This is a genomic window from Lawsonella clevelandensis (assembly GCF_003241315.1).
GTDB classification, from domain to species: Bacteria; Actinomycetota; Actinomycetes; order Mycobacteriales; family Mycobacteriaceae; genus Lawsonella; species Lawsonella clevelandensis_A.
In genome coordinates this window covers 384,895-407,584 of record NZ_QFOZ01000001.1, presented here as the reverse complement: position 1 = coordinate 407,584, position 22,690 = coordinate 384,895, and the positions used below count along the sequence as shown (strand labels likewise).

The window sequence follows — 22,690 nt, the reverse complement described above, 5'->3', positions numbered from 1 at the left end:
TGCTCGCTATAGAGCCCTAGAACTCAACTACCCCATCACGGGCAGTAACATGTCCACGAAGCACTGTTAGTACTGGGCGGGCCCGGAACTCCATGCCCTCGTAGGGAGTATTAGAGGCGATTGAGGCTAGCTCTTCGCCATGTACTTTCCAGCCGGCATCTGGATCAATAACAGTGAGGTTAGCTGGCTCTCCTACTGCAAGTGGACGTCCTTGATCCGATAAACCGACAAGTTCTGCTGGACGTTCACTCATAACTCGCGCGATATCACGCCACGTCATACGGCCAGTTTCCACCATCACTTGAGCAAGGATGGCAAGGGACGTCTCCAACCCCAACATGCCATTGGCAGCTTTCGCGAACTCACAACATGTCTCCTCGGATCCATGTGGTGCATGATCAGTGGCCACACAATCAATAACACCATCAACAAGAGCTTGCTGAAGTGCCTCATTATCTGAGTCTTCCCGCAGTGGCGGATTAACACGGTAGACACCGTTATAAGTAGGAAGAACAGAATCATTGAGAAGCAGGTGATGTGGAGTCACCTCAGCGGTGATAGTGACACCTTGCGTTCGTGCCCACTTCAGCAACTCAACGGTTCCCTTAGTAGAAGCATGGCAGACGTGAATACGGGCATGTGCATCACGTGCTAACAGAATATCCCGCGCCACAATAGATTCCTCAGCAGCGCGCGGCCATCTCTTCATTCCCAACTTTGCGGCCATTGGCCCTTCGTGGGCAATAGCGCCTTCTGTTAAACGATCTTCTTCCGCATGTTGAGCAATAGTTGCCCCGAAACCTGCCGCATATTCAAGTGCACGCCTCATGACCAGCGGATTATTGACACACTTACCATCATCGGAGAACCAACGAACATGGGCTTTACCCTTATTCATCAATCCCATTTCGGAAAGTTCTTTACCCTGCAGGCCTACGGTTATAGAGCCAACAGGGTAAACATCGCAGAGACCAATTTCTTGGCCCTTGCTCCATATCATTTCGGCAAGATTATTGTTGTCGATAACTGGCTTAGTATTGGGCATAGTGAGAACAGCAGTGAAGCCGCCGCGTGCAGCTGCCGCCGAACCACTAGCAATAGTCTCTGTACCTTCTCGACCGGGTTCACGAAGATGCACGTGAATATCAACAAGACCGGGCAGTAGTACATTGCCCTTGCCATCGTATTCATCACAATTATCTGGAAGAGACGTTATTTCTCCGCATGGAGTAATACGGCTAATGCATCCATCTTCAACAAGAACATCTACGGTGTCGCCTTCACCATAAGGACGAACGTGGCGAATAAGAAGTGAAGTCATAGTATCTTTCTGCATGATTACGCTTCCTTGTCACCGGTGAGAAGCGAGATGAGGATGGCCATACGAACGTGAACACCATTGTTCACTTGTTGAAGAACAGCAGTCTGTGAAGAATCAGCAACATCAAAGTTGATTTCCATGCCACGAATCATCGGGCCCGGATGCATGATAATTGCATCGTCGCGCAACATACCGAGACGCTCTTTGCTCATCCCGTAAAGAGCAGCATACTCACGGACAGAGGGGAAGAACGCCTCCCCCGCTTTCATTCGTTCTTCCTGAACTCGTAGAAGCTGAATAGCATCAGCATCTTTCAACTCTGCATCAAGATCCTGCGTTACACGACATGGCCAATTCTCGACACCAACAGGAAGCAATGTTGGAGGTGCCACAAAAACAACCTCAGCACCGAGCTTAGAGAAGAGAAGAAGATCAGAACGTGCTACGCGGGAATGCAGAATATCCCCCACAATGACAAGTTTCCGTCCCTCGAATCCCCCATGATGCTGCCGGAATGTCAGAGCATCAAGTAAAGCCTGGGAAGGATGCTCATGCTGTCCGTCACCTGCGTTAATAATTGACGGACCATGTATTCCATCGGGAGAAAGCCAGCGAGAAAGCTGATACGGTGCGCCAGAATTAGGATGCCGAACGATGAGGGCATCCGCACCGATAGCAGTTAACGTTTGACCCGTATCTTGGAGAGACTCCCCTTTTTTCACTGATGAATTGGCAGCCGCAATACTACCGACATCCGCACTCAGCCATTTAGCGGCAGTCTCAAAACTAGTACGCGTACGCGTTGAGTTTTCATAAAAAACAGTAAAAACAGTACGTCCCCGCAATGTGGGAAGTTTTCGAATTTCCCGTTCTAGCAGAGAAGACTTCAGATCATCTGCCAGGTTAAGAAGAGCAATGGCACTGTCTTTATCAAGGTCATTAATCGAGACGAGATGCTTCACTCTGCCTCTCCTCCTGTGATATCTCGAGTGAGGACAACTTCATCTACACCGTCTGTTTCTTCCATGTGAACAGCAACCCCTTCAGCACGAGCAGTAGGAATGTTCTTGCCTACATAGTCGGGTCGAATAGGAAGTTCTCGGTGTCCACGATCCACTAAAACTGCCAGTTGGATAATATCTGGGCGTCCGATATCCCGAAGTGCATCCAGTGCGGCGCGCACCGTGCGTCCAGAAAAGAGAACGTCATCAACAAGAATGACTAACGCGCCATCAATACCAGCGCGTGGGATTTGAGTTTCCCCCATAGGACGAGGGGGGCGTTGACGTAAATCATCACGGTAGAGAGTGATATCGAGAGATCCGACTTCTGGAGAGATACCCGAAAATTCAGCAATTTTCGAAGCAAGCCGGTGAGCGAGGTGGCTACCTCGCGTAGGAATGCCCAACAATATGACGCGCTTAGACGAGGATTCGTCAAGTGCTGTCTTCTCAATGATCTGATGGGCGATTCGTGCGACGGTGCGTGATACGTCCGCAGCGTCAAGCAGTTGCACATTGTCGTTCATCCTGACCTCCTTCTCCGCCTCTCTGGACGGCTTGTTAAAGGATGTCTGCTCTGCATACAGAGTATACCAGTCTGTAGACTACCTATATACGGCAAATGGCCGGAACCTAACAGATTTTTAGGTTCCGGCCACCATAATGAATGCGGATATGCAGTTAGCGAGTTTCCGTCCCATCAATTTCAGCAGGAGTAGAGTCATCTGCTACGGATTCTTCCTCTACCACGTCGACAGTACTGGTATGAGAAAGCTGTTCTTTGAGGACATCGCGATCGCGCAATACTTTGTCAAGCACACCGTTAACAAAACGTGGTGCATCGTCATCGGAATATTCTCTGGCTAAACTCACTGCCTCATCAACAGCAGTGAGGGCAGGAACATCATCCGTAAAGAGTAGTTCCCAGAGACCGATACGCAATGCTGTGCGATCAACAGCAGCAAGCCGATCAAGAGACCAATCAGTGAGGTAGGAGGCTAAAATCTCGTCGATGCGATCAATTTCTTCCGCCACTCCGGTAATGATGGCAAGAGCGTAATCACTTACCAGCGGCATACCGCCTTCGCCACTACGCGCCAGCTCCAGCGCATAGTCACGACGATTCTCCGCTAACTCAACTGGGTCGACATCCCGGCTTTCTGCTTCAAAAAGAAGTGTCAAAGCACGCTGACGAGCTTTATGCCTGCTTCCAGCATGACTAGGACGGCTTTTTCCGTCTCCACTCATGGCAGAACTCCGAGGGGGATTAATTGTTGACACGGCTTAGATAGTGACCGTTGCGGGTATCGATACGGAGGACATCTCCAGTGTTAATGAAGAGAGGAACCTGCACTTCAGCACCAGTTTCCAAGGTTGCAGGCTTAGTACCAGCAGAAGAACGGTCACCCTGCAGGCCCGGATCAGTATGGGCAACAGTGAGGTCAACTGATACCGGCAGATCTGCAAACAGTGGCACACCATCGTGCATAGATACCTGGATAGTGGTGTTTTCAAGAAGGAAGCGAGCACCATCGCCAAGGATTTCCGGACCAACAGTAATCTGGTCAAAAGTATCTTCGTCCATCAGAACGAAGTCCTCTCCATCCTTATAGAGGTAGGTGAAATCGCGGCGGTCCACGGTAGCCGTTTCAACCTTGACGCCAGCATTAAAAGTCTTGTCAACAACTTTTCCAGTAACGACATCTTTCAACTTAGTGCGTACGAAAGCTGGGCCTTTACCCGGTTTCACATGCTGAAATTCCACAATTTGCTGCAGCTTGCCGTCCATCTGCAGCACCAAGCCATTTTTGAAGTCAGCGGTACTCGCCACAATAAGCTCTTTTCTGTCGAAATATCTGAATGGTTGCTGACGCTACATCAGTACAACCGTTACCTCATGGTAGTTTACTAAACAAGCAGCAATTCTGCGGAAAATGCCTGCAGAGAGCGCACATTCCCATCTTCTTCTAGCACATAGGTATTTTCTATGCGTACACCTCCCCTATCGGGCAGGTAAATACCTGGTTCTACGGTAAAGACTGTGCCGGGAACAATAGATTCTTGTGAACCTGTCCGCACCCACGGATGTTCATGAATATCAATCCCTACTCCGTGTCCCGTGGAGTGGCCAAAACACTCTCTATATCCGGCGTCGGTAATAATAGCGCGGGCAGCATCATCAATACTTCCCGCAGTGATTCCGGGAACAACAGCCGCTACTGCGGCTTGGTGAGCCTGCCACACAATATCGGAGATTTCTTTTTGCCACGGTTGCGGATCACCAATACAGAAAGTGTGTGTGCAGTCTGAATGATATCCATCAACAACTGCACCGAAATCGATAACAACGAGATCACCAGCACTAATCTGTGTGCCATCTGGACTGTGGTGTGGAAGAGCACCATTGGCGCCAGTGCCCACAATGGTCTCAAAGGACACACATTCAGAACCGTGTATCTTCATAAGATAATCCAGCCGTGCAGCTACCTCATTTTCAGTAACTCCCGGGGCAAGAATCTTCTCATCAATAAGATCGCACAAAGCGGCTTCAGCACAACGCGCAGCTTTATCGAGAGCAACTATCTCCGCGCTGTCTTTGACAGCACGTAACTGGGCTATTTGTGGCGAAATATCAACAAGCTGGGCAAGGATAGTCGTACTGTCCACCCCGCCGCTATTTTCTGTATTCAGCCATGCTGCTATTTCCTGGTAGTCGAGCCAGTTGAGGAATTCTCCATCAACCCCCAGTGTGTCTGCATGTAATCCACGCTCTGCCGCGGTCGCGCACAATGCCGCACTACCACGTGAGGACTGTATATCAATCGTTAACCCTGGGCATTCACCCCGTGCCTGCGTCGTGTAACGGCCATCGGTAATAAGAACATCACGTGCCGCATCGCTACCATCGATCCATAACAGTGCATTGGAACCACTAAACCCAGAAAAATACCGGATTGAGCTTAGCCCAAAAATAAGAACGGCATCTGGCACATTCTTACTCTGTATATTCCCACTCTGTATATTCTCGCGGAGCTGATTTCGCCGAGAAAGATACGTATCTACTGTCCCCATAATCTTTCCTTTACAGTCTCTCCTACGCCCTTCGTTATTAGGCAATACTAGTTGTGCTGTGCAAACCAACGCAGTGCTAGACGGTAGCCATCAATCCCCAGGCCGACGATAACACCGGTAGCAATGTCAGAAAGATAACTATGATGGCGAAACTCTTCGCGCGCATGCACATTAGAGATATGCACTTCGATAAAACCGGCATAATCAGTTAATTCCGCGCAAGCATCGCGTAATGCTACCGACGTGTGTGTAAGAGCACCGGCATTCAAAATAACAGGCTCCCGTTTATCAGCACTATCATGTATCCACCCCAGCAGCTCGGCTTCAGAGTCTGTTTGCTTCACCTCTACGTCAACACCCAAATCTGCAGCGTCATGTTCAAGCAAAGCGACAAGATCTGAAAAAGTCGTGGAACCGTAAATGTCGGGTTGACGCTTCCCTAATCTTCCCAGGTTAGGCCCATTGAGTACATGAATCATGACTATTTTCCTTCCGGTTCGCTTATGACGGAGTAAGCATCTGCCAATTGTTGGGGAGAGGGATTTTCCAAGCGGATGGGATTTCCGAAACCATCGAGGACGACAAAGCGAAGTGCCCCATTCCGGTTCTTCTTATCTGACTGCATAGTATGAGTCAGTTCATCCAAAGCCCCAGCTTCGTATGTCGTGGGAAGCCCCACAGAGTGAAGTACAGCACGGGTACGTGCAACGTCTGCATCATTCAATAATCCCGCAGTACGAGCTAGTGCAGCAGCAAACACCATCCCCACTGCTACCGCATTCCCATGCCGCCACAGATAGTGTTCACGCTGCTCAATCGCATGTGCCAGAGTATGCCCATAGTTAAGATTTTCGCGGAGGCCGGTTTCTCGTAGATCGCAGCTCACTACATCAGCTTTTACCTGTACTGAACGCTGCACAAGCTCATGAAGAACAGCACCATCAACATCGAAAACTGCTGCAGGGTTCTCTTCAATAAGATCAATAATGCGCTGATCAGAAATAAAACCACATTTCACAACTTCAGCCATACCTGAGACGATTTCTGCTCGTGGCAGTGTATGCAGCACCGAAAGATCGATAAAAACACCACGCGGTTCATGGAAAGTACCGATCAGATTCTTACCAATGGCATTATTGATACCTGTTTTACCGCCTACACCAGCATCTACCATGCCAAGAAGCGACGTGGGACAACTAATAAAAGCTATTCCCCGCATCCATGTTGACGCAATAAAGCCAGCCAGATCAGTGGCTGCACCGCCACCCACTCCCATGATGGCATCTGCACGAGTAATACCGGCATTACCACAGCTCATCCAGAGTTCTTCTGCCACTACTAAGGTTTTGCCAGCCTCCGCATCAGGAACTGCAAAAAGATGTACATTAGTCCCTTTACTTTGAAGTGCGGCAGCAATATCCGCAACGAAAGTGGACACGCTCTTCTGATAAACGATGCCTACATTACGGAAAGTACTGCCCAGTTCAGCAATATCTGGAACTAAATGCGAGCCGATACAAACGTGATAAGGCTGTGCAGCTTTTACATCAATCACAGTAGAACGCATAAGACTCTTTCAGTTGTCACTATTGGTAGTAATGCGAGTACGGCCGAGGAACGTACAGATCTCGTCGATAACATCAATCGGTTTACGATGTTCTGGTTGGAGGACAAGATCCGCAACCTCGAAATAGTATGGTCTCCGTATGCGGTACAACTGCCGATAATGCTCTACGGGATCAGCCGCCGCAAGCACAGGACGCGTAGCCGTTCCACTTGTGCGCCGGATACCCTCTGCGGCAGAAATATCGAGAAAAATAACCGGTACGTCCATCAACAAAGTACGGGTCCGTGGCGATAAAATAGCTCCCCCACCCAGTGCGAGAATACCGCCATAAGACGCTAAGGCCTCTGCTACCACATCTTCTTCAACGTCACGGAAAGCTTTTTCGCCAAGCTCTGTGAATACTTCTCCACAGCTTTTTCCATAGCGTTCTTCAATGATCTGGTCTGTATCCGCAAAAGGCAGCTGTAGCGCACGAGAAAGTCTTTTGGCCGCAGTCGTTTTCCCAGAACCCGGAAGCCCCACAAAAACGCAGACTGGAGAACATGCTACTTCGCCCATGTCAGGCGTTCCTTCACATACTCTTGATACGCATGGTAATTCCGCTGCGTTTCTGCAAGCGTATCTCCCCCGAATTTTTCCAGCACTGCCTGGGCAAGAACTAAAGCCACCATAGCTTCTGCGACTACTCCAGCAGCAGGCACAGCACATACATCCGACCGTTGATGAATAGCAGTAGCAGGTGCACCCGTCGCCATATCAATTGTGGCTAAAGCACGAGGAACTGTAGATATAGGTTTCATTGCGGCACGTATAACTAACGGCTGTCCGTTGGTCATACCGCCTTCCAGCCCTCCGGCATGATTAGAACGTCGAATAATGCCATCTTCAGTGGGATCCATTTGATCGTGTGCTACAGAGCCGCGATGGCGTGCAAGTGCGAAACCGTCACCAACTTCTACCCCCTTAATGGCCTGGATCCCCATTAAAGCACTGGCTAATCTAGCTTCTAGACGACGCTCGCCAGAGACAAACGATCCCAAGCCAATAGGAAGACCATGAACGACGACTTCAACAATGCCACCTAAAGTATCGCCAGCTTTGCGAGCTGCATCAATCTCTGCGATCATGCTCGCTTCTGCTTCTGGATGGGAGGCACGCACTGGGCTTTCATCAATACGACGTTGATCGGTACTAGTGGGAAGGTCATCCTCACCATAAAGGGTGGAATTTCCGATGGAAAGTACACGGGAGACAACCTCTACCCCCAGCACTTCCCGCAGGATAGAGCGCGCCACTGTACCGGCAGCAACACGGGCAGCGGTCTCGCGGGCGGAAGAACGCTCCAGAATATTGCGCGCATCGTCTGCATTGTATTTGAGCATTCCGGCAAAGTCGGCATGTCCTGGTCGTGGACGGGTGAGTGCCTGGTTACGCGCTAAATCATCAATAGCGGCAGGGTCAACATAGTCGGGAGACATGATTTTCTCCCACTTAGGCCACTCACTATTCTCAATCTGAATAGCGATAGGACCCCCCAGGGTCTTGCCGTGTCGCACACCGGTGAGGAGTGTGACATGATCCTGCTCAAACTTCATCCGCGCGCCACGACCATAGCCGAGACGGCGACGCGCTAACTGAGTAGCGACCTCATCGGTCGAAAGCGGAAGGCCAGAAATAACATCCTCTACGAGAGCGATGAGAGCTTGGCCATGGGATTCACCTGCAGTAGTCCATCGAAACACTTCTCCATTCTGTCATGTTTCGCTTCTTCTCCACGGCGATACGTTCCCTTACTGGGCATATTCTTAGCGGAATATAACCAGATAATGAGAAATAAGAATGATTCCAGTGACGACAGCAAGTGAGACACCATGCGGAATAGTAAGACTATGAATCTCATCGTGGGCACTGGTGTGCGAGAATTGTGTAGATAGACGGAGAATAATGCGTTGTCCTATTCCCACACACGCAGTAACAAGAAATGCACCTACACTCGCGCACCACCAAGCAGCCCATCCCAATGCCCCCACAAACATCCCAATGGGAAAAGCCGCTTTAACATCTCCCCCACCAATACCCGCGCCCATGACATAGGGAATGAGATAACAGGCAAAAAGGCATAATCCAGCGCATACTGCGCGACCGCAGGCACCTTCACTGAACGAATACATGCTTGCTAACACTATTCCGAGTCCCACAAGATATGTAGGGATACGCCGTGCTGCACTGTCCTGCCGCGCTAACCATGCTAGCCATAGCAAAGACAATACTGTGATAGCGGTAGAACATATAAAAGGTATAGAAGATACAGTCACTATTTTTCCTCACGAGGGTAAGTCGCCCTCAGTGTAGGATTTTTAGGACCTTTGTAGGGAAGCTACCATTGCGGCAAAAACATCATCTGTCACAGTTTTTTGGGTGAAGGCTTCTATCTGTGCGACAGCCTGGTGTAACAACATTGTCCGTCCACCGACCACTGTACCGCCATTATCTGCCACTACTTGCGCTAATGAGGTAGGCCATGGTGCATACGTCACATCAATAAGACGTGGAGTTCGACGGAGAAATGTACTGTATCCGGCAGCTGCGTCACCCGGTAAAGTCGAAATAACTAAAGTGGCGTTATGACAGCTAGCGCGCAAAATCTCAGGATCATTGAGAGGTATCCAGGAATAATCCAGTCCTAGCCGTGCAGCAACATGCAACGTGTGTTGTGCACGTTCCTCTGCACGCGACGCAATAGCGACTCTCCCTACTCCTTCTACTCCGGCACTGCGAAGGGCGGAAAGATACGGGCGAGATGTTCCACCTGCACCTAGCAGAAGAACATTGCCGCCGGTGTAACCAGATTTTTTAAGAGAAGCACATGCACCATCAATGTCTGTACAGTCCGCATACCACTCTGTGCCCCGACGAATGAGTGTATTGGCAGATTCCACGATATGTGCACGCTCTGAAACAACGTCAGCAAACCGCAACGCAGCATCTTTGCATGGTCTGGTAACAGAAAATCCACGCATACCGGGATCCGCAGCAGAAACTATTCTAGGAAGATCACTGGCAGTGCACTCAATTTGAGTGTACGTCCAATCATTTAAACCCAGTGCGCGGTAGGCAGATTCATGAAGAAGAGGGGAAAGCGAATGATCGATAGGAGAACCAAGAACTGCTGCGGCAAGCATAGTGACCTTTCTACGAATCCGCGATAAGTACCCTTTTATTGGCTATCGAAAACTCCATTGCGATGAGCTTCTTTAATATCTCGTTCATGGCCTTTTAGCGTGGCATTGAATTTAGTAGTGCCCCGCTTGTCAACTGTCACAAAGTAAAGCCAATCACCTGGAGTGGGATTTTCCATAGCGTGTACAGCATCCATTGTAGGTGAGCAAATAGGGGTGGCTGGTAGCCCCTTCTTTGCATAGGTATTCCATGGGGTCACTGCGGCACGATCTGCATCTGTAGTAGCAACCTGCTGCTCAGACAAACCATAGTTAACAGTTGAATCAAACTGCAGGGGCTGATCACGGTTTAACCGGTTAACAATAACGCGTGCTACTTTCCCGTAATCAGATACTCCTACTTCCCGCTGTATTAGTGATGCTCCTGTCACAATTTCGTACGGCGATAATTTTTGCTTCTTAGCAGCCTCTACTAAACCTGACTGCTGATAGATCTCTGCCGATGCCGTCACAAGATCGTGAATAATCTGGAGGGGACTATGCGTCGGATTGAAAACGTGAACTCCCGGAAGAATAAGCCCCTCGATTTTACGATCAGGATATTTTGCGTGAGCTACCGCATGGTATGCCCACTCGGGAACACCTAACTGGGCAGGATTCGCTTTCGCAACAGCATTCCGGAAGGCTGCACTGCTAATACAATGCTTTTTTTGCGCGTTCATATAACAGGATGCGACAGAAAGATGATGGTAGATACCGAATGTCTTCCCATGCACAACATGAACATCTTCCAGCGTTACACCACCAGGGAGATTAACTGCACCTGCTCTGTTAGAAGGATCGAGAAGCTTCTCAACAGCTTTCACAGCCGCCATTTTTTTACGAAGTTGGTAGTAGCCAGGCTGCATGGACGTAATACGAGGATTATCATTAGCTGCTTGAATAAAAGCACCAGTAGATTTGACGACGCCCATTTCCACTAATGTTGGAGCTAATGAGGCAGCTGACGCCCCTGGAGTAACTTCAACGAGAACCGATCCTGTCCCCGGTCCCTCAAAATCAGGATATGAGTGCCTATTGCGGTGATGGTACAGCATCGCTCCAGCGAAGAGGACAACGACTAATAGCACGACGCCACTGACAATTGAAAACCGCCGACTTTTTACAGTTTTGCCAGATTGCGAAGAAATATTATTCGCATCATTGCTATATCCTTCGGCGTTATCACTGGGCGCCGCGTGTTTATCAGAAGATTCAGCAACGATACTAGATTCTTCCGTATAGTCTTGCGGGTCAATCCCTTTACTGTGCCGTCCCACTCACTGTTCCTTCTCATTATGACAACAATGTCGTCTACGAAGATCGAGCCATGTATTAAGAATTTCTACAGCGGCAGCTTGGTCAACGAGAGCTCGTTGTGCACGGCTCGCTACCTGCGACGAACGGAGTGCCTGGGTAGCAACCACTGTTGATAATCGCTCGTCTACTAAGCGTACAGGTATTTTTGGCCACGACGTGCGAAATTCATCGACAAAACCAATAGCCATCTCTACTGAACTAGACGCGCGTCCATGCAATGTACGTGGTAAGCCGACGATAACTTCAACGGGTTCATATTCCGTTAGAATGCTATCTATTCTCTGCAGGGTAACCTGTGGCCAGGGATAATGCTTTAAATGAATAGTCTCAACGGGAGTCGCCAAGATACAGTCTGGGTCACACGATGCAACGCCTATACGTGCTTTCCCAACGTCAAATGCTATCCGGCGGCCACGTCCCGGGTCATCATCACCCGGGACGTCAGGACGGTAATCATCTAATTCCACAAAAACCCTACACAGTAGCTTTATACGGTACTTTTACACAGTAACTTTCTGCACTGCAGCAGTAACAGTGGTCAGAGCTTCCGCAAGTCCACTAGCGTCACTCCCCGAGCCTTGGGCAAGATCGGGTTTTCCGCCGCCACGACCACCAATTGCAGGAGCGGCAGCCTTCACAATATCGCCGGCTTTCACACCACGTGATACGGCTGAAGAGTTAACAGCAACAACAAATGGGAGCTTTTCCCCAGAACCAGTGAACAGTGCAACAACTGCCGGGTTTTCTCCAAAATGCTTACGAATAGTGCAGGCCAAAGTACGCAGTTGGGCACCATCTGCTCCATGCGGAGCCTCCGCAGCGATCACCTGTACACCGTTAATATCGACAGCCTGCTCAATAAAGGAACCAGCATCCTTCAATACTGCCGCCATACGTACATCAGAGAGCTCTCTCTCAAGATTTTTCACTGTTTCTTGAAGAGCAGCCACACGCGGTACAACATCGTCTGATTTCACCTTAAAACGAGCCATCAGATCGTTGACAATACGCTGGTCATTGCGAGCTGCAGCAAGCGCTTGGAGGCCAACATAGGCTTCTACTCGACGGATACCTGATCCCACAGATGAATCACCAATGAATCGAACTGATCCAATCTGTGCCGTAGATGCAACATGGATTCCACCGCAAAGCTCTTTAGATACGCACGGCTTACCCTCCTCACCAATGGTGACAACGCGAACTTTATCACCATAATTCTCACCGAACAGTGCCATTGCACCAGAAGCTTTAGCATCGTCCAAAGCCATAATTTCCGTTGTTACCGGAAGGTCTTGATCAATAGCAGTATTGACCCACTCTTCAATTTCGGTGAGTTCCGCCGGGGTAAGAGGAGACGTCCAGTTGAAATCAAACCTCAAATATCCAGGCTTATTGAGCGATCCTGCTTGCACAGCTTCTTCACCGAGGATTGAGCGGAGAGCTGCGTGTACCAGGTGAGTAGCAGTATGCGCCTGCGCTCCATGACGCCGATTAACCGCATCTACCTGCGCCTGTGCAGAACCAACAGTGATAGTTCCACTTGTCACGATGCCACGATGCAGCCAAACTTTTTTCCCGATTTTCTGAACATCCCGGACATCTACGCACCCTTGTGCCGTTGTAATTGTTCCACAATCTGCACACTGTCCTCCCGCTTCTGCATAGAATGGGGAGTCTTCCAGAATGACCTCAACATGAGTTCCGGTATCTGCGTGGTCGACATGCTCACCATCGACAACGAGACCAAGAATCTTGGTGTCAGTAGTAAGACTGTTATAACCAGTGAAAGTAGTGGGGTGCTGATCGATAAAATCTCGATAAACACCAAGGTCAGCATGTGCATGCTTCTTCGCGTGCGAATCAGCTTTAGCGCGCTGTTTCTGCTCCTGCATAAGACGATCAAAAGCTGCATCATCAACAGTCATTCCCTGTTCAGCAGCCATTTCACGAGTTAAATCGATGGGGAATCCATGCGTATCATGCAAAGTAAAAGCAACATCGCCAGGAATGACATCCTCGCCTCTAGCTTTTACCGCAGCAGCCTCCACAGCGAACAGCTTCATCCCCGAATCAAGAGTCCGGAGAAATGCTTTTTCCTCTGTTACACAAAGCTTTTGGATATGCTCACGCTTTGTCACCAACTCGGGGAAGGAAGGTGACATAGAGTCGCACACCGTAGCAGTTAGTTCCTCCATAACAGGACCATGCGCGCCCAGCAGACGAGCAGAGCGAACAATACGTCGAATAAGACGTCGCAAAATATAGCCGCGGCCTTCATTACCAGGAGTTACTCCATCAGCAATAAGCATGACGGCAGTACGCGAGTGATCCGCAATAACGCGGAAATAAACAGCATCCTGATGGTCTTCTGGAGCATCACTATAAGTAGACCCAGTTAACCGTTCCGCAGTGGTAATAGTGGGACGAAGCAGATCAGTTTCGTAAACATTTTCAACGCCCTGCAGAATGAACGCCACACGCTCAATACCCATACCAGTGTCGATATTCTTCTGCGGAAGAGACCCAATAACCTTGTAGCCGTCTTTACCGATGCCCTCTCCGCGTTCCTTCTCCATGAAGACAAGATTCCAGATCTCGATATATCGATCTTCATCGACAACAGGTCCACCCTCTTTACCATAGGCTGGTCCTCTATCGAAAAAGATCTCGGAGGAAGGTCCACACGGTCCGGGAACACCCATCGACCAGAAATTGTCTTTCATCCCGCGACGCTGAATGTGATCCTCCCGCATACCAACACCATCACGCCAGATGGAGTAGGCCTCATCATCATCCTTGTAGACGGTAGCCCACAACGAATCTGGATCGAATCCGTAGCCCCCCTCGTCAACTGGGCTCGTCAGCAGAGACCAAGCATGTTTAATAGCACCCTCTTTGAAGTACGCTCCAAAGGAAAAATTACCGGCCATCTGGAAGAAAGTATTATGCCGCGTGGTAATACCAACTTCGTCAATATCGAGCGTACGGACACACTTCTGGATAGAAGTAGCGGTAGAGAAAGGTGCGGTCTGTTGTCCCAAAAAATAGGGTTTAAAGGGAACCATACCGGCATTAACGAAAAGCAGAGTGGGATCTTCTAGTACGAGAGATGCGGACGGAACATGCGTATGTCCAGCTTTCACGTAATGATCAATAAAACGTTGCCGAATTTCGTGGGTTTGCACGGATGGAATCCTTTTTCTTTAAACACCGCGCTGTGGCTACTACGGTCGCCACACCAATAAGGCGCAACAACACGCAAGGGCAGCTGCAGTTCCACAGTGTGCGTATCGTTTTTCTCGCCCTTTAGCTTACCTTGTGACACACGCGGACCCATATCTCAGAGACATAGGCAAAGAAAACCCTCTTTTGTCCTAAGAATTAATTCTTCTTAGTTGCTCCCCGAACAGCTGTCCGTAATTTAGGTAGCCACTGGGCAATTCGTTTTTCTGCACCATGCTCAGTGGGATGATAGTAGTTTTTGCCTACCAAATTGTCAGGCGGATACTGTTGCTTCTGAATTCCCTCAGAAGTGTTATGGGGATACTGATAGCCGATCGCGTTTCCCAACTTTTTCGCGCCCGCATAATGGCCATCACGGAGATGCTGTGGAATAGGACCTACTACACCGTTCCGTACATCTTCTAAAGCGGCGTCAATAGCGGTATAACACGCATTGGATTTTGGTGCCGTTGCTAAATGAAGTGTCGCCTCCGAGAGGATAATACGCCCCTCCGGCATACCGATCATCTGTACTGCCTGTGCTGCCGCCACTGCAGTTTGTAACGCAGTGGAATCAGCCAAACCAATATCTTCAGAGGCGAGAATTATGAGCCGACGAGCAATAAAACGTGGATCTTCCCCCGCGTTTATCATACGGGCAAGATAGTGGAGAGCAGCATCAGGATCCGATCCACGCACCGATTTAATAAAAGCGCTTACAGTGTCGTAGTGCTGGTCTCCATTACGGTCATAGCGCGCCAACGCATCCGGTGTAGAACGCTCAATATCAGAAACAGTAAGCGGATCATCATCATGAAAACGCGCATCAGCTGCCGCCTCTAAATACGTTAACGCGCGACGTGCGTCACCCCCCGCCAACCTTACGAGATCTGTATAAGCGGCATCCTCCACCTCAATATGCCCCCCAAAGCCACGCGGATCAGATACTGCACGCTCTAATAAAATTCGCAGATCGTCGGGTTTTAGCGGTTTAAGCTGTAGGACAAGTGACCGCGATAAAAGAGGCGCAACTACCGAAAATGAAGGATTCTCAGTAGTTGCCGCTACCAGCAGAACAACACGGTTTTCCACCGCTGCTAGCAAAGCTTCCTGCTGAGTACGGGAAAACCGATGCACTTCATCAATAAACAGTACTGTGTCAACGCCATACGCAAGACGAGTGCGTGCATCATCAATAACCTGACGTACTTCTTTAACACCAGCAGACAATGCAGAAAGCTCAACAAATTTTCTACCAGTGACCCCCGAAATAAGACTTGCTAATGTTGTCTTGCCTGTTCCCGGAGGACCATAAAGGATGACGGAGTTTACTCCCTCACCTTCAATAAGGCGACGCAGTGGAGATCCCTCTCCCAACAGATGTTGCTGTCCTACTACCTCATCAAGGGTACGTGGACGCATCCGTACAGCGAGCGGAGCTCCCTCCCGAATGTACCGACGAACACCACGCGATGAAGACGAATCCCCGTCAGTAGAAGTATGGTGGGCAACTGTCTCGTCAGAATCATTCATGGTAAAAAGACCCGGAGAAGAGCTATCCATACTTCCTCCATTAATGACTTAAGCCACAGCCGCAAGCGCTACAGATACTGTGCGAGCATGGTCAGCTAACTCGCTATCTTCCCAGTACTCAGCTAGCGTACCAAGTCTTTCTAAATTGCGGATTGCTAAAAAACGCACAATATCATCAGTATCTAATTTGTCTTTACTGGCAGCATGCTCGAAGTTAGGTTCATCTCCAAGGATCCAACTGACACTCAACCACGCCCATGTGAGGGCGCCATCTAAGATACGTTTACGCGATGATTGTTTCCTCCGCATACGAGGCCACATGGCATCAACTTGCTCAACCCACGTATGGGTAACAGCGTCGATTTCCTCTCTTGTCAGTTCATAACCATTAAGATCCGAGGGGAAACCTAACAACACAGCAGCAATATCAACACCGATGTCTCGGTAACCACAGAAAGCAAAATCTAGTAGCCTGATATTACGCTGCGACATGAGAATGTTTTCAGGAATAAGCTCCGCCGCACCAAAGGCTCGATAGCTTCCTTGAACAGCGCGTTTCACACTACGACGACCATGGTCTTGAACCGACTCGACAAGGTCGATTCCTAATTTATCGTGGAGTAGTTTCGGAACACGACGCAATGTATCCGCTAACACTTGCGAAGAAAAAGGAACCGAAAGACCAGGTATCTTTGTTTGCGCACGATGCAACAGTGCGTGAAAATCCTCTTCGCGCCCTGCTGTAGAAACCTGTAGTGAACCAATAAGGGTAGCCAATTCCTGTAATGCTGCAATGGTTACAGCACCATGCTGCCCCTCATTCAAAACATCCTGCAGAGTAGATGTTGTTCCCAAATCGGAAAGGACAAATGCACGTTCATCAAGGTCGTACGCTATTAGTTCCGGACCAAAAGTGGCTGCGCTACTAAGAGAACCGACGAACTGGTACCCCACAATTTCCCGCAACAGAAGTCCATCGCGTTCTTCTCCACGATTGGGGAATACTTTAACGACAACTTTCCGAGAGGGAAGAAAGGGACTATCTGAAGTAACACCACGCACTAAAACTGCGTCAGAGTCGGACGCAATGCGTTCGGTATGCGACAGGGTGACCGGGCTTCCCACTCGGGCACTCAGTATTCGCTCACCGAGCGCAATAGCGTCATCAACAGTGCTAGTCATTATCCTTAGAGTTTTCGCTCTTTACCTCACGCTCACCAGTGCGAACTGGCTTCGCATCAATTCCAGATTCCTTACGCTGCTGGGCAGTAATAGGAGCAGGAGCATCCGTCAGAGGATCAACACCACCACCGGACTTGGGGAATGCAATAACGTCGCGGATTGATTCCTCACCGGCAAGCAATGCAGTAATACGATCCCATCCGAAAGCAATGCCTCCGTGTGGCGGAGCACCATACTTGAAAGCGTCAAGCAAGAAGCCGAACTTTTCCTGTGCCTCTTCCTCACTGATACCCATTACTTTAAAGACGCGTTCCTGTACATCGCGACGGTGAATACGAATGGAACCGCCACCGATTTCATTGCCATTACAGACAATGTCATAGGCATAAGCAAGAGCACTACCTGGATCGGTATCAAACGTATCCATAGATTCAGGCTTTGGAGACGTGAAAGCGTGATGCACAGCCGTCCATGCAGAATTACCGAGAGCAACGTCACCCGAGGCAGTAGCGTCTGCAGAAGGCTCAAAGAGAGGTGCGTCTACAACCCAGGTAAAGGCCCAATCTCCGTCCTTGATAAGACCCAGCTTCTTTGCAATCTCATTACGTGCTGCACCCAGCAGAGCACGCGAAGATTTAACATCGCCTGCGGCAAAGAAGATACAGTCACCCGGCTCCGCGTTAACATGCGCAGCAATGCCGGCGCGTTCTTCATCGGAAATATTCTTAGCAACGGGACCAGATAGCTGTCCATCCTCACCCACGAGAATATAGGCGAGCCCCTTAGCACCACGCTGCTTAGCCCATTCCTGCCAAGCATCCAATTGACGACGGGGCTGCGATGCGCCACCCTTCATAACGACCGCACCAACGTAGGGAGCTTGGAATACACGGAAGGGAGTGTTTTGGAAGAAGTCGGCACACTCTACGATCTGAATATCGAACCGTAGATCGGGCTTATCTGAACCATAGAGACGCATAGCATCTGCGTACGTCATGCGCGGGATAGGAGTCTTGATCTCATACCCAATGAGTTTCCAGAGATTGACAAGAATATCTTCTGCCAGAGCAATAATATCCTCTTGATCAACGAAGCTCATCTCAACATCAAGCTGAGTAAATTCAGGCTGTCGATCAGCACGGAAATCCTCATCCCGGTAGCATCGTGCTATCTGGTAGTACCGTTCCATTCCAGCCACCATAAGAAGCTGCTTGAAAAGCTGTGGAGACTGTGGCAATGCATAGAAGGTGCCAGGCTGCAGACGTGCCGGAACCAAAAAGTCGCGTGCACCTTCTGGCGTGGACCTCGTCATTGTCGGTGTCTCAATCTCAACAAAGTCATGTTGAGCAAGAACCTCGCGGGCAGCTGCATTAACTTTCGAGCGCAGTCGAAGATCGTACGCTGGCTTATCACGGCGCAGATCAAGGTAGCGGTACCGCAAGCGGATCTCTTCGCCAGGCTCATCATCAAGTTGGAAAGGCAGTGGCGCACAGCTATTGAGCACTTCCAGTTCGGAAACGTTGATCTCAATCTCGCCAGAGGCCAAGTTCTGATTCTCGGAACCTTCTGGACGTGCCTCAACAACGCCCGTGACCTTAATGCAGTATTCAGAGCGCAAATGGTGAGCCTGCTCTGCAACATCAGCCTTACGGAAAACAACCTGTGCAATACCGGAAGAATCGCGAAGGTCAACAAAAATAACTCCACCGTGATCACGGCGACGGGCAACCCAGCCCGCGAGAGTAACAGTCTGTCCAATAGCAGCGGCGTTCAATTCGCCAGCAAAATGCGTGCGCAGCACGAGAATCCTTTCATGCTGAAAGTTATAAACAAGCCATAGGCATACGTTGTTTTAGTCTACCCGCTTCTTCACAAGCAGCAGAACTTACCATGCACTATTAGCACATACGTAGTAAAAAGAACGTTTTATTTACCTATGATGTTGAGGGCTCTAGCGACAGCGTCAGTTTTCGCAACTTCCTGCTGCTGACCATTGCGAAGATCCTTCACGACAACAGTTCCTGCAGCAAGTTCATTCTCCCCTATGACCAGAGCAACCACCGCTCCAGATTTATCAGCAGCTTTAAAAGCTCCCTTCATTCCACGAGAACCGAACACCATATCTGTACGAATACCTTGTGTGCGGGCTTCAGCAAGCAATGGCATCATTACTTCTTTTGCAGCGTCCCCCAGCGGTACACCAAACATTTCACAATGTGCCTCCGAACCCGGGACACATCCTTCCTGCTGGCACGCTAAAAGAATACGATCAACGCCAAGACCGAAACCGATACCGGAAAGTGGCTGTCCACCCAGAATCTCCATAAGTCCGTCATAGCGACCACCACCGCCAATACCAGATTGTGCGCCTAGACCATCGTGCACAAATTCAAAAGTGGTCTTGGTGTAGTAATCCAATCCTCGTACCATGCGAGGGTTGACGGTGTACTCCACCCTCAGAGTATCGAGGATACGGAGTACCGACTCAAAATGACTCTTGCATTCATCAGATAGATGATTAAGCATGAGCGGAGCATCCTCCGTCATCTCACGGACCTCGGGTCGTTTATCGTCAAGAACACGAAGCGGGTTGATTTCAGCGCGACGACGCGTTTCCTCATCGAGAGGAAGGTTAAAAAGAAATTCTTGAAGCGCCTCACGATAAGCCGGACGACACGTCCGATCTCCCAAGCTTGTGAGTTCGAGACGATACCCGCGTAACCCCAATGTCCGCAGAGCAGTGTCAGCCATGGCGATTACTTCCGCATCCAAAGCCGGATCATCCACACCAATAGCTTCCACACCAACTTGCTGAAGCTGACGATAACGACCCGCTTGCGGACGCTCATAGCGGAAGAACGGGCCTGCATACGTGAGTTTTAATGGCAATTGGCCACGGTCAAGATTGTGCTCGATAACTGAGCGCATAACGCCCGCCGTACCTTCCGGACGCAGCGTCAAAGACCGCCCTGAGCGATCTTCAAAGGTATACATTTCCTTCGTAACAACATCAGTTGATTCCCCCACGCCGCGCGCAAAAAGTCCAGTCTCTTCGAACATGGGTAGTTCAATATGCGAATATCCATACTTATGAATAGTTGCGGCGAGAGTATCACGGACAGCCTGGAAATGTGCTGAGAGCGGGGGTACATACTCAGGTACACCTTTAGGAGCTCGGAATGATGCAGCTGCTGATCCTTTAGCCATCCGTTTTACTTTCTCTTCGGGAATAATTGTGTCCTGTCTATTATGTCCCATTTACTCTACTGTCAGCGGAAGCGACGTAAGTAGACGTTGTCGGCCCGTTCCGCCGCCATCGTACTAGTAGCCCCATGGCCTGGTGCCACCACAACGTCACCAGGTAGTGGGATAAGTTCACGCTCTATCGAAGCAAGCAGAGTCTGTGCGTCGCCCCCGCATAAATCAGTACGACCAACTGCACCTTTGAACAAAGTATCTCCAGAAAACAATACCGTCGGAGCACTCGAGTCCGTCGACGTATCCGTAACAAGAAGCCCCACTCCCCCCGGAGTATGCCCGGGCAGTGGAAGTACCGTCACTGACAATCCACCAATTAATAATTCATTATCCTGGTATGTTGTCAAGAGACGTGGGGGTTTCCACCCGTTGAAGGGAAACACCGAAGAAAGGCCAGCTCCGACTCCTACCGCCGGATCCTCCAGCATGAACATATCGTCATGGTGAACAACAACTGGAATGTCATATTTCTCTGATAACTCTGGAGTATTCCAAACATGATCTGCATGGCCGTGGGTGAGATAAATACCTGCTGGATGCAGTTTATTGGTATCGATAATGTCGCAGACTTGCGGTGCTGCATCCTGTCCTGGATCAATGATCATGCACTCATTGCTGTCATCGGAAGAAACAATATAGCAATTTGTGCGAAAAGCACCTGCTGGGAAGGTAGCAATTCTCATACCGACCTCTTTTCTGCACAATAATAAGCAATCGACTAGTCTTAACATGGCCATTTTAAGACTTTGCGGTAGTCTTCTAATGTCTACGTCTGTTGTGAAAGGACGCCTAGTGGCTGTATACGACAAGAATAATAGTGGTGCCGGGGATAATCCTGAGGACAAGCTCAACAGCATGGTTGAAGCAGGAGAAAACGTCTCCCCCGCCGATGATGCCGCTGCAAAAGCTGCGCAGCGCCGTATCGCTGCCCGCGAGCGACTGGAAGCAAAAATCGCGGAAGATAACGAGGCTGAGCGTAAACATCGTCGCAATGTTGCCCTCATCATCACTTCTATCGTGGTCATTATTGCTGTAATTGTCACGATTGTTCTCGTTGTCAACAAGAAGAAAGATGACAAGGCTCGCGAAGATGCCATTGAAGCAGCTAAATGGTCAAGCTGTCACTGGGTGCATTCAAGTGAAACTCCAGACCTTCTGAAGCAACTAACTGATGCTAAAAAACAGACGGAAGAGCAGTGGGAACAGCAAAAACTGCAAATTCCGCAGGCTCAATTAGGGGAAGCCGAAAAGCAGTACAACGAGCGTATGGCCTCAATTGATGCACAGATTGCCTACGCCCCCACTGCCATGGAACTGCTGAAGAATCAAACTCGTACGGTCGATGCTCCTCTCAACGGTACGTACCCGCGTACCGGAAAAGCCATCACCATACTGAAGACGTCAGCTGGCGATATACGGATAAACCTTATCCATCGTCATGCTGCTTGTAATGATGCCGCATTTGAAAAGCTCATTGAGGCTAAGTACTTTAACAACACATCCTGCCACCGCATGTTCAACAGTGAACAAGGCAGTGTTCTCCAGTGTGGTGACCCCACCGGAACTGGTATGGGAGACCCCGGTTTCTATACCCCCGATGAGCTCCCCGAATACCTCATTAATGCCGCTGGGGCCGAGTACGGAATGCAAGCTCAGCAAATTACATACCCCAAGGGAACAGTGGCTGTTGCTAACTCCGGCCCCAATACCGGTTCAGGCCAGTTCTTTATCGCCCTCACAGATACACAACTTGCCCCCAGCTACACCGTCATCGGTGTCGTCGATCCAGCGGACTTCTCAATCTTGGATAAAGTCAAGGGATACGGAATTGTACTTGCCCCCGGTACAGCAGCACCCTCCGACGGCAAGATAACTGACGGTGCACCAGCAACTCCTGTTGATATTAAAACTTGGACTCTGGTGAAAACTGTTGGAGTAGAACAGCATAAAGCGAAATAGGGTGTATAAATACAAATTCATAGCGTAAGACGTAGTG

21 protein-coding genes are annotated in these 22,690 nt (G+C 49.6%); 1 reads left to right on the top strand and 20 read right to left on the bottom strand.

Going from position 1 to position 22,690, the window contains the following annotated elements; all coding sequences use genetic code 11:
* Positions 1-16: 16 nt before the first annotated feature.
* From DI579_RS01860 to DI579_RS01765, 20 genes are all read right to left on the bottom strand, one after another.
* Positions 17-1,336: a dihydroorotase gene (locus tag DI579_RS01860; protein WP_303678595.1), complete on the bottom strand. Its 1,320-nt coding sequence runs from the start codon at positions 1,334-1,336 to the stop codon at positions 17-19.
* 2 nt (positions 1,337-1,338) lie between these two features.
* Positions 1,339-2,283 carry an aspartate carbamoyltransferase catalytic subunit gene (locus DI579_RS01855; RefSeq protein ID WP_290595284.1) on the bottom strand — a complete coding sequence of 315 codons (945 nt, stop codon included), beginning with the start codon at positions 2,281-2,283 and terminating at the stop codon, positions 1,339-1,341.
* Complete coding sequence (gene pyrR / locus DI579_RS01850) at positions 2,280-2,909, bottom strand: bifunctional pyr operon transcriptional regulator/uracil phosphoribosyltransferase PyrR (protein ID WP_290595641.1); 630 nt, start codon at positions 2,907-2,909, stop codon at positions 2,280-2,282. Before pyrR ends, DI579_RS01855 begins: the two co-directional genes overlap by 4 nt.
* A gap of 94 nt (positions 2,910-3,003) precedes the next feature.
* Positions 3,004-3,570: a transcription antitermination factor NusB gene (gene nusB / locus DI579_RS01845; protein WP_290595285.1), complete on the bottom strand. Its 567-nt coding sequence runs from the start codon at positions 3,568-3,570 to the stop codon at positions 3,004-3,006.
* Between the two features lie 19 nt (positions 3,571-3,589).
* Complete coding sequence (gene efp / locus DI579_RS01840; RefSeq protein ID WP_303678594.1) at positions 3,590-4,153, bottom strand: elongation factor P; 564 nt, start codon at positions 4,151-4,153, stop codon at positions 3,590-3,592.
* A 77-nt stretch (positions 4,154-4,230) separates the two neighbouring features.
* Complete coding sequence (locus DI579_RS01835) at positions 4,231-5,313, bottom strand: Xaa-Pro peptidase family protein (protein WP_290595287.1); 1,083 nt, start codon at positions 5,311-5,313, stop codon at positions 4,231-4,233.
* A gap of 128 nt (positions 5,314-5,441) precedes the next feature.
* On the bottom strand, positions 5,442-5,873 hold the full coding sequence (gene aroQ / locus DI579_RS01830) for a type II 3-dehydroquinate dehydratase (RefSeq protein ID WP_290595288.1): 432 nt from the start codon (positions 5,871-5,873) through the stop codon (positions 5,442-5,444).
* A gap of 2 nt (positions 5,874-5,875) precedes the next feature.
* On the bottom strand, positions 5,876-6,961 hold the full coding sequence (gene aroB, locus DI579_RS01825) for a 3-dehydroquinate synthase (protein ID WP_290595289.1): 1,086 nt from the start codon (positions 6,959-6,961) through the stop codon (positions 5,876-5,878).
* A 9-nt stretch (positions 6,962-6,970) separates the two neighbouring features.
* Positions 6,971-7,519 (bottom strand): shikimate kinase, encoded by a 549-nt coding sequence (locus DI579_RS01820; RefSeq protein WP_290595290.1) that lies wholly within the window; start codon positions 7,517-7,519, stop codon positions 6,971-6,973.
* Complete coding sequence (gene aroC, locus DI579_RS01815) at positions 7,507-8,703, bottom strand: chorismate synthase (protein ID WP_290595291.1); 1,197 nt, start codon at positions 8,701-8,703, stop codon at positions 7,507-7,509. Before aroC ends, DI579_RS01820 begins: the two co-directional genes overlap by 13 nt.
* 63 nt (positions 8,704-8,766) lie before the next feature.
* Positions 8,767-9,276 carry a prepilin peptidase gene (locus DI579_RS01810; RefSeq protein ID WP_290595292.1) on the bottom strand — a complete coding sequence of 170 codons (510 nt, stop codon included), beginning with the start codon at positions 9,274-9,276 and terminating at the stop codon, positions 8,767-8,769.
* Between the two features lie 42 nt (positions 9,277-9,318).
* Entirely contained in the window at positions 9,319-10,143 is an 825-nt protein-coding gene (locus tag DI579_RS01805; protein ID WP_290595293.1) for a shikimate dehydrogenase, read from the bottom strand.
* A gap of 35 nt (positions 10,144-10,178) precedes the next feature.
* Positions 10,179-11,459, bottom strand: a complete 1,281-nt coding sequence (gene mltG / locus DI579_RS01800; RefSeq protein WP_290595294.1) for an endolytic transglycosylase MltG — start codon at positions 11,457-11,459, stop codon at positions 10,179-10,181.
* Entirely contained in the window at positions 11,460-11,966 is a 507-nt protein-coding gene (gene ruvX / locus DI579_RS01795; RefSeq protein WP_290595295.1) for a Holliday junction resolvase RuvX, read from the bottom strand.
* A gap of 33 nt (positions 11,967-11,999) precedes the next feature.
* The gene (gene alaS, locus DI579_RS01790) at positions 12,000-14,684 is read right to left on the bottom strand and encodes an alanine--tRNA ligase (RefSeq protein ID WP_290595296.1); all 2,685 of its coding nucleotides are present in this window, start codon (positions 14,682-14,684) and stop codon (positions 12,000-12,002) included.
* Between the two features lie 196 nt (positions 14,685-14,880).
* On the bottom strand, positions 14,881-16,284 hold the full coding sequence (locus DI579_RS01785) for a replication-associated recombination protein A (protein WP_303678593.1): 1,404 nt from the start codon (positions 16,282-16,284) through the stop codon (positions 14,881-14,883).
* Between the two features lie 18 nt (positions 16,285-16,302).
* Complete coding sequence (locus DI579_RS01780) at positions 16,303-17,436, bottom strand: hypothetical protein (RefSeq protein ID WP_290595298.1); 1,134 nt, start codon at positions 17,434-17,436, stop codon at positions 16,303-16,305.
* Positions 17,429-19,237, bottom strand: coding sequence for an aspartate--tRNA ligase (gene aspS / locus DI579_RS01775; protein ID WP_290595299.1), 1,809 nt, complete (start codon positions 19,235-19,237; stop codon positions 17,429-17,431). Before aspS ends, DI579_RS01780 begins: the two co-directional genes overlap by 8 nt.
* 125 nt (positions 19,238-19,362) lie before the next feature.
* Positions 19,363-20,643, bottom strand: coding sequence for a histidine--tRNA ligase (gene hisS / locus DI579_RS01770; RefSeq protein WP_290595643.1), 1,281 nt, complete (start codon positions 20,641-20,643; stop codon positions 19,363-19,365).
* Between the two features lie 62 nt (positions 20,644-20,705).
* A complete protein-coding gene (locus tag DI579_RS01765) occupies positions 20,706-21,377 on the bottom strand; it encodes an MBL fold metallo-hydrolase (RefSeq protein WP_290595300.1) in 672 nt (223 codons plus the stop codon).
* Between the two features lie 79 nt (positions 21,378-21,456).
* On the opposite strand from DI579_RS01765, the gene DI579_RS01760 reads away from it, so the two are divergent.
* Positions 21,457-22,653, top strand: coding sequence for a peptidylprolyl isomerase (locus tag DI579_RS01760; RefSeq protein WP_290595301.1), 1,197 nt, complete (start codon positions 21,457-21,459; stop codon positions 22,651-22,653).
* Positions 22,654-22,690: the final 37 nt, after the last annotated feature.

Excerpts from the sequence above, each read along its gene's own strand:
- DI579_RS01765 (WP_290595300.1), bottom strand. The coding sequence starts at position 21,377 with ATGAGAATTGCTACCTTCCCAGCAGGTGCTTTTCGCACAAATTGCTAT.
- nusB (WP_290595285.1), bottom strand. The coding sequence starts at position 3,570 with ATGAGTGGAGACGGAAAAAGCCGTCCTAGTCATGCTGGAAGCAGGCAT.
- DI579_RS01785 (WP_303678593.1), bottom strand. The coding sequence starts at position 16,284 with ATGGATAGCTCTTCTCCGGGTCTTTTTACCATGAATGATTCTGACGAG.
- aroB (WP_290595289.1), bottom strand. The coding sequence starts at position 6,961 with ATGCGTTCTACTGTGATTGATGTAAAAGCTGCACAGCCTTATCACGTT.
- DI579_RS01780 (WP_290595298.1), bottom strand. The coding sequence starts at position 17,436 with ATGACTAGCACTGTTGATGACGCTATTGCGCTCGGTGAGCGAATACTG.
- DI579_RS01820 (WP_290595290.1), bottom strand. The coding sequence starts at position 7,519 with ATGGGCGAAGTAGCATGTTCTCCAGTCTGCGTTTTTGTGGGGCTTCCG.
- aroQ (WP_290595288.1), bottom strand. The coding sequence starts at position 5,873 with ATGATTCATGTACTCAATGGGCCTAACCTGGGAAGATTAGGGAAGCGT.
- DI579_RS01760 (WP_290595301.1), top strand. The coding sequence starts at position 21,457 with ATGTCTACGTCTGTTGTGAAAGGACGCCTAGTGGCTGTATACGACAAG.
- DI579_RS01860 (WP_303678595.1), bottom strand. The coding sequence starts at position 1,336 with ATGCAGAAAGATACTATGACTTCACTTCTTATTCGCCACGTTCGTCCT.
- DI579_RS01805 (WP_290595293.1), bottom strand. The coding sequence starts at position 10,143 with ATGCTTGCCGCAGCAGTTCTTGGTTCTCCTATCGATCATTCGCTTTCC.
- hisS (WP_290595643.1), bottom strand. The coding sequence starts at position 20,643 with ATGGCTAAAGGATCAGCAGCTGCATCATTCCGAGCTCCTAAAGGTGTA.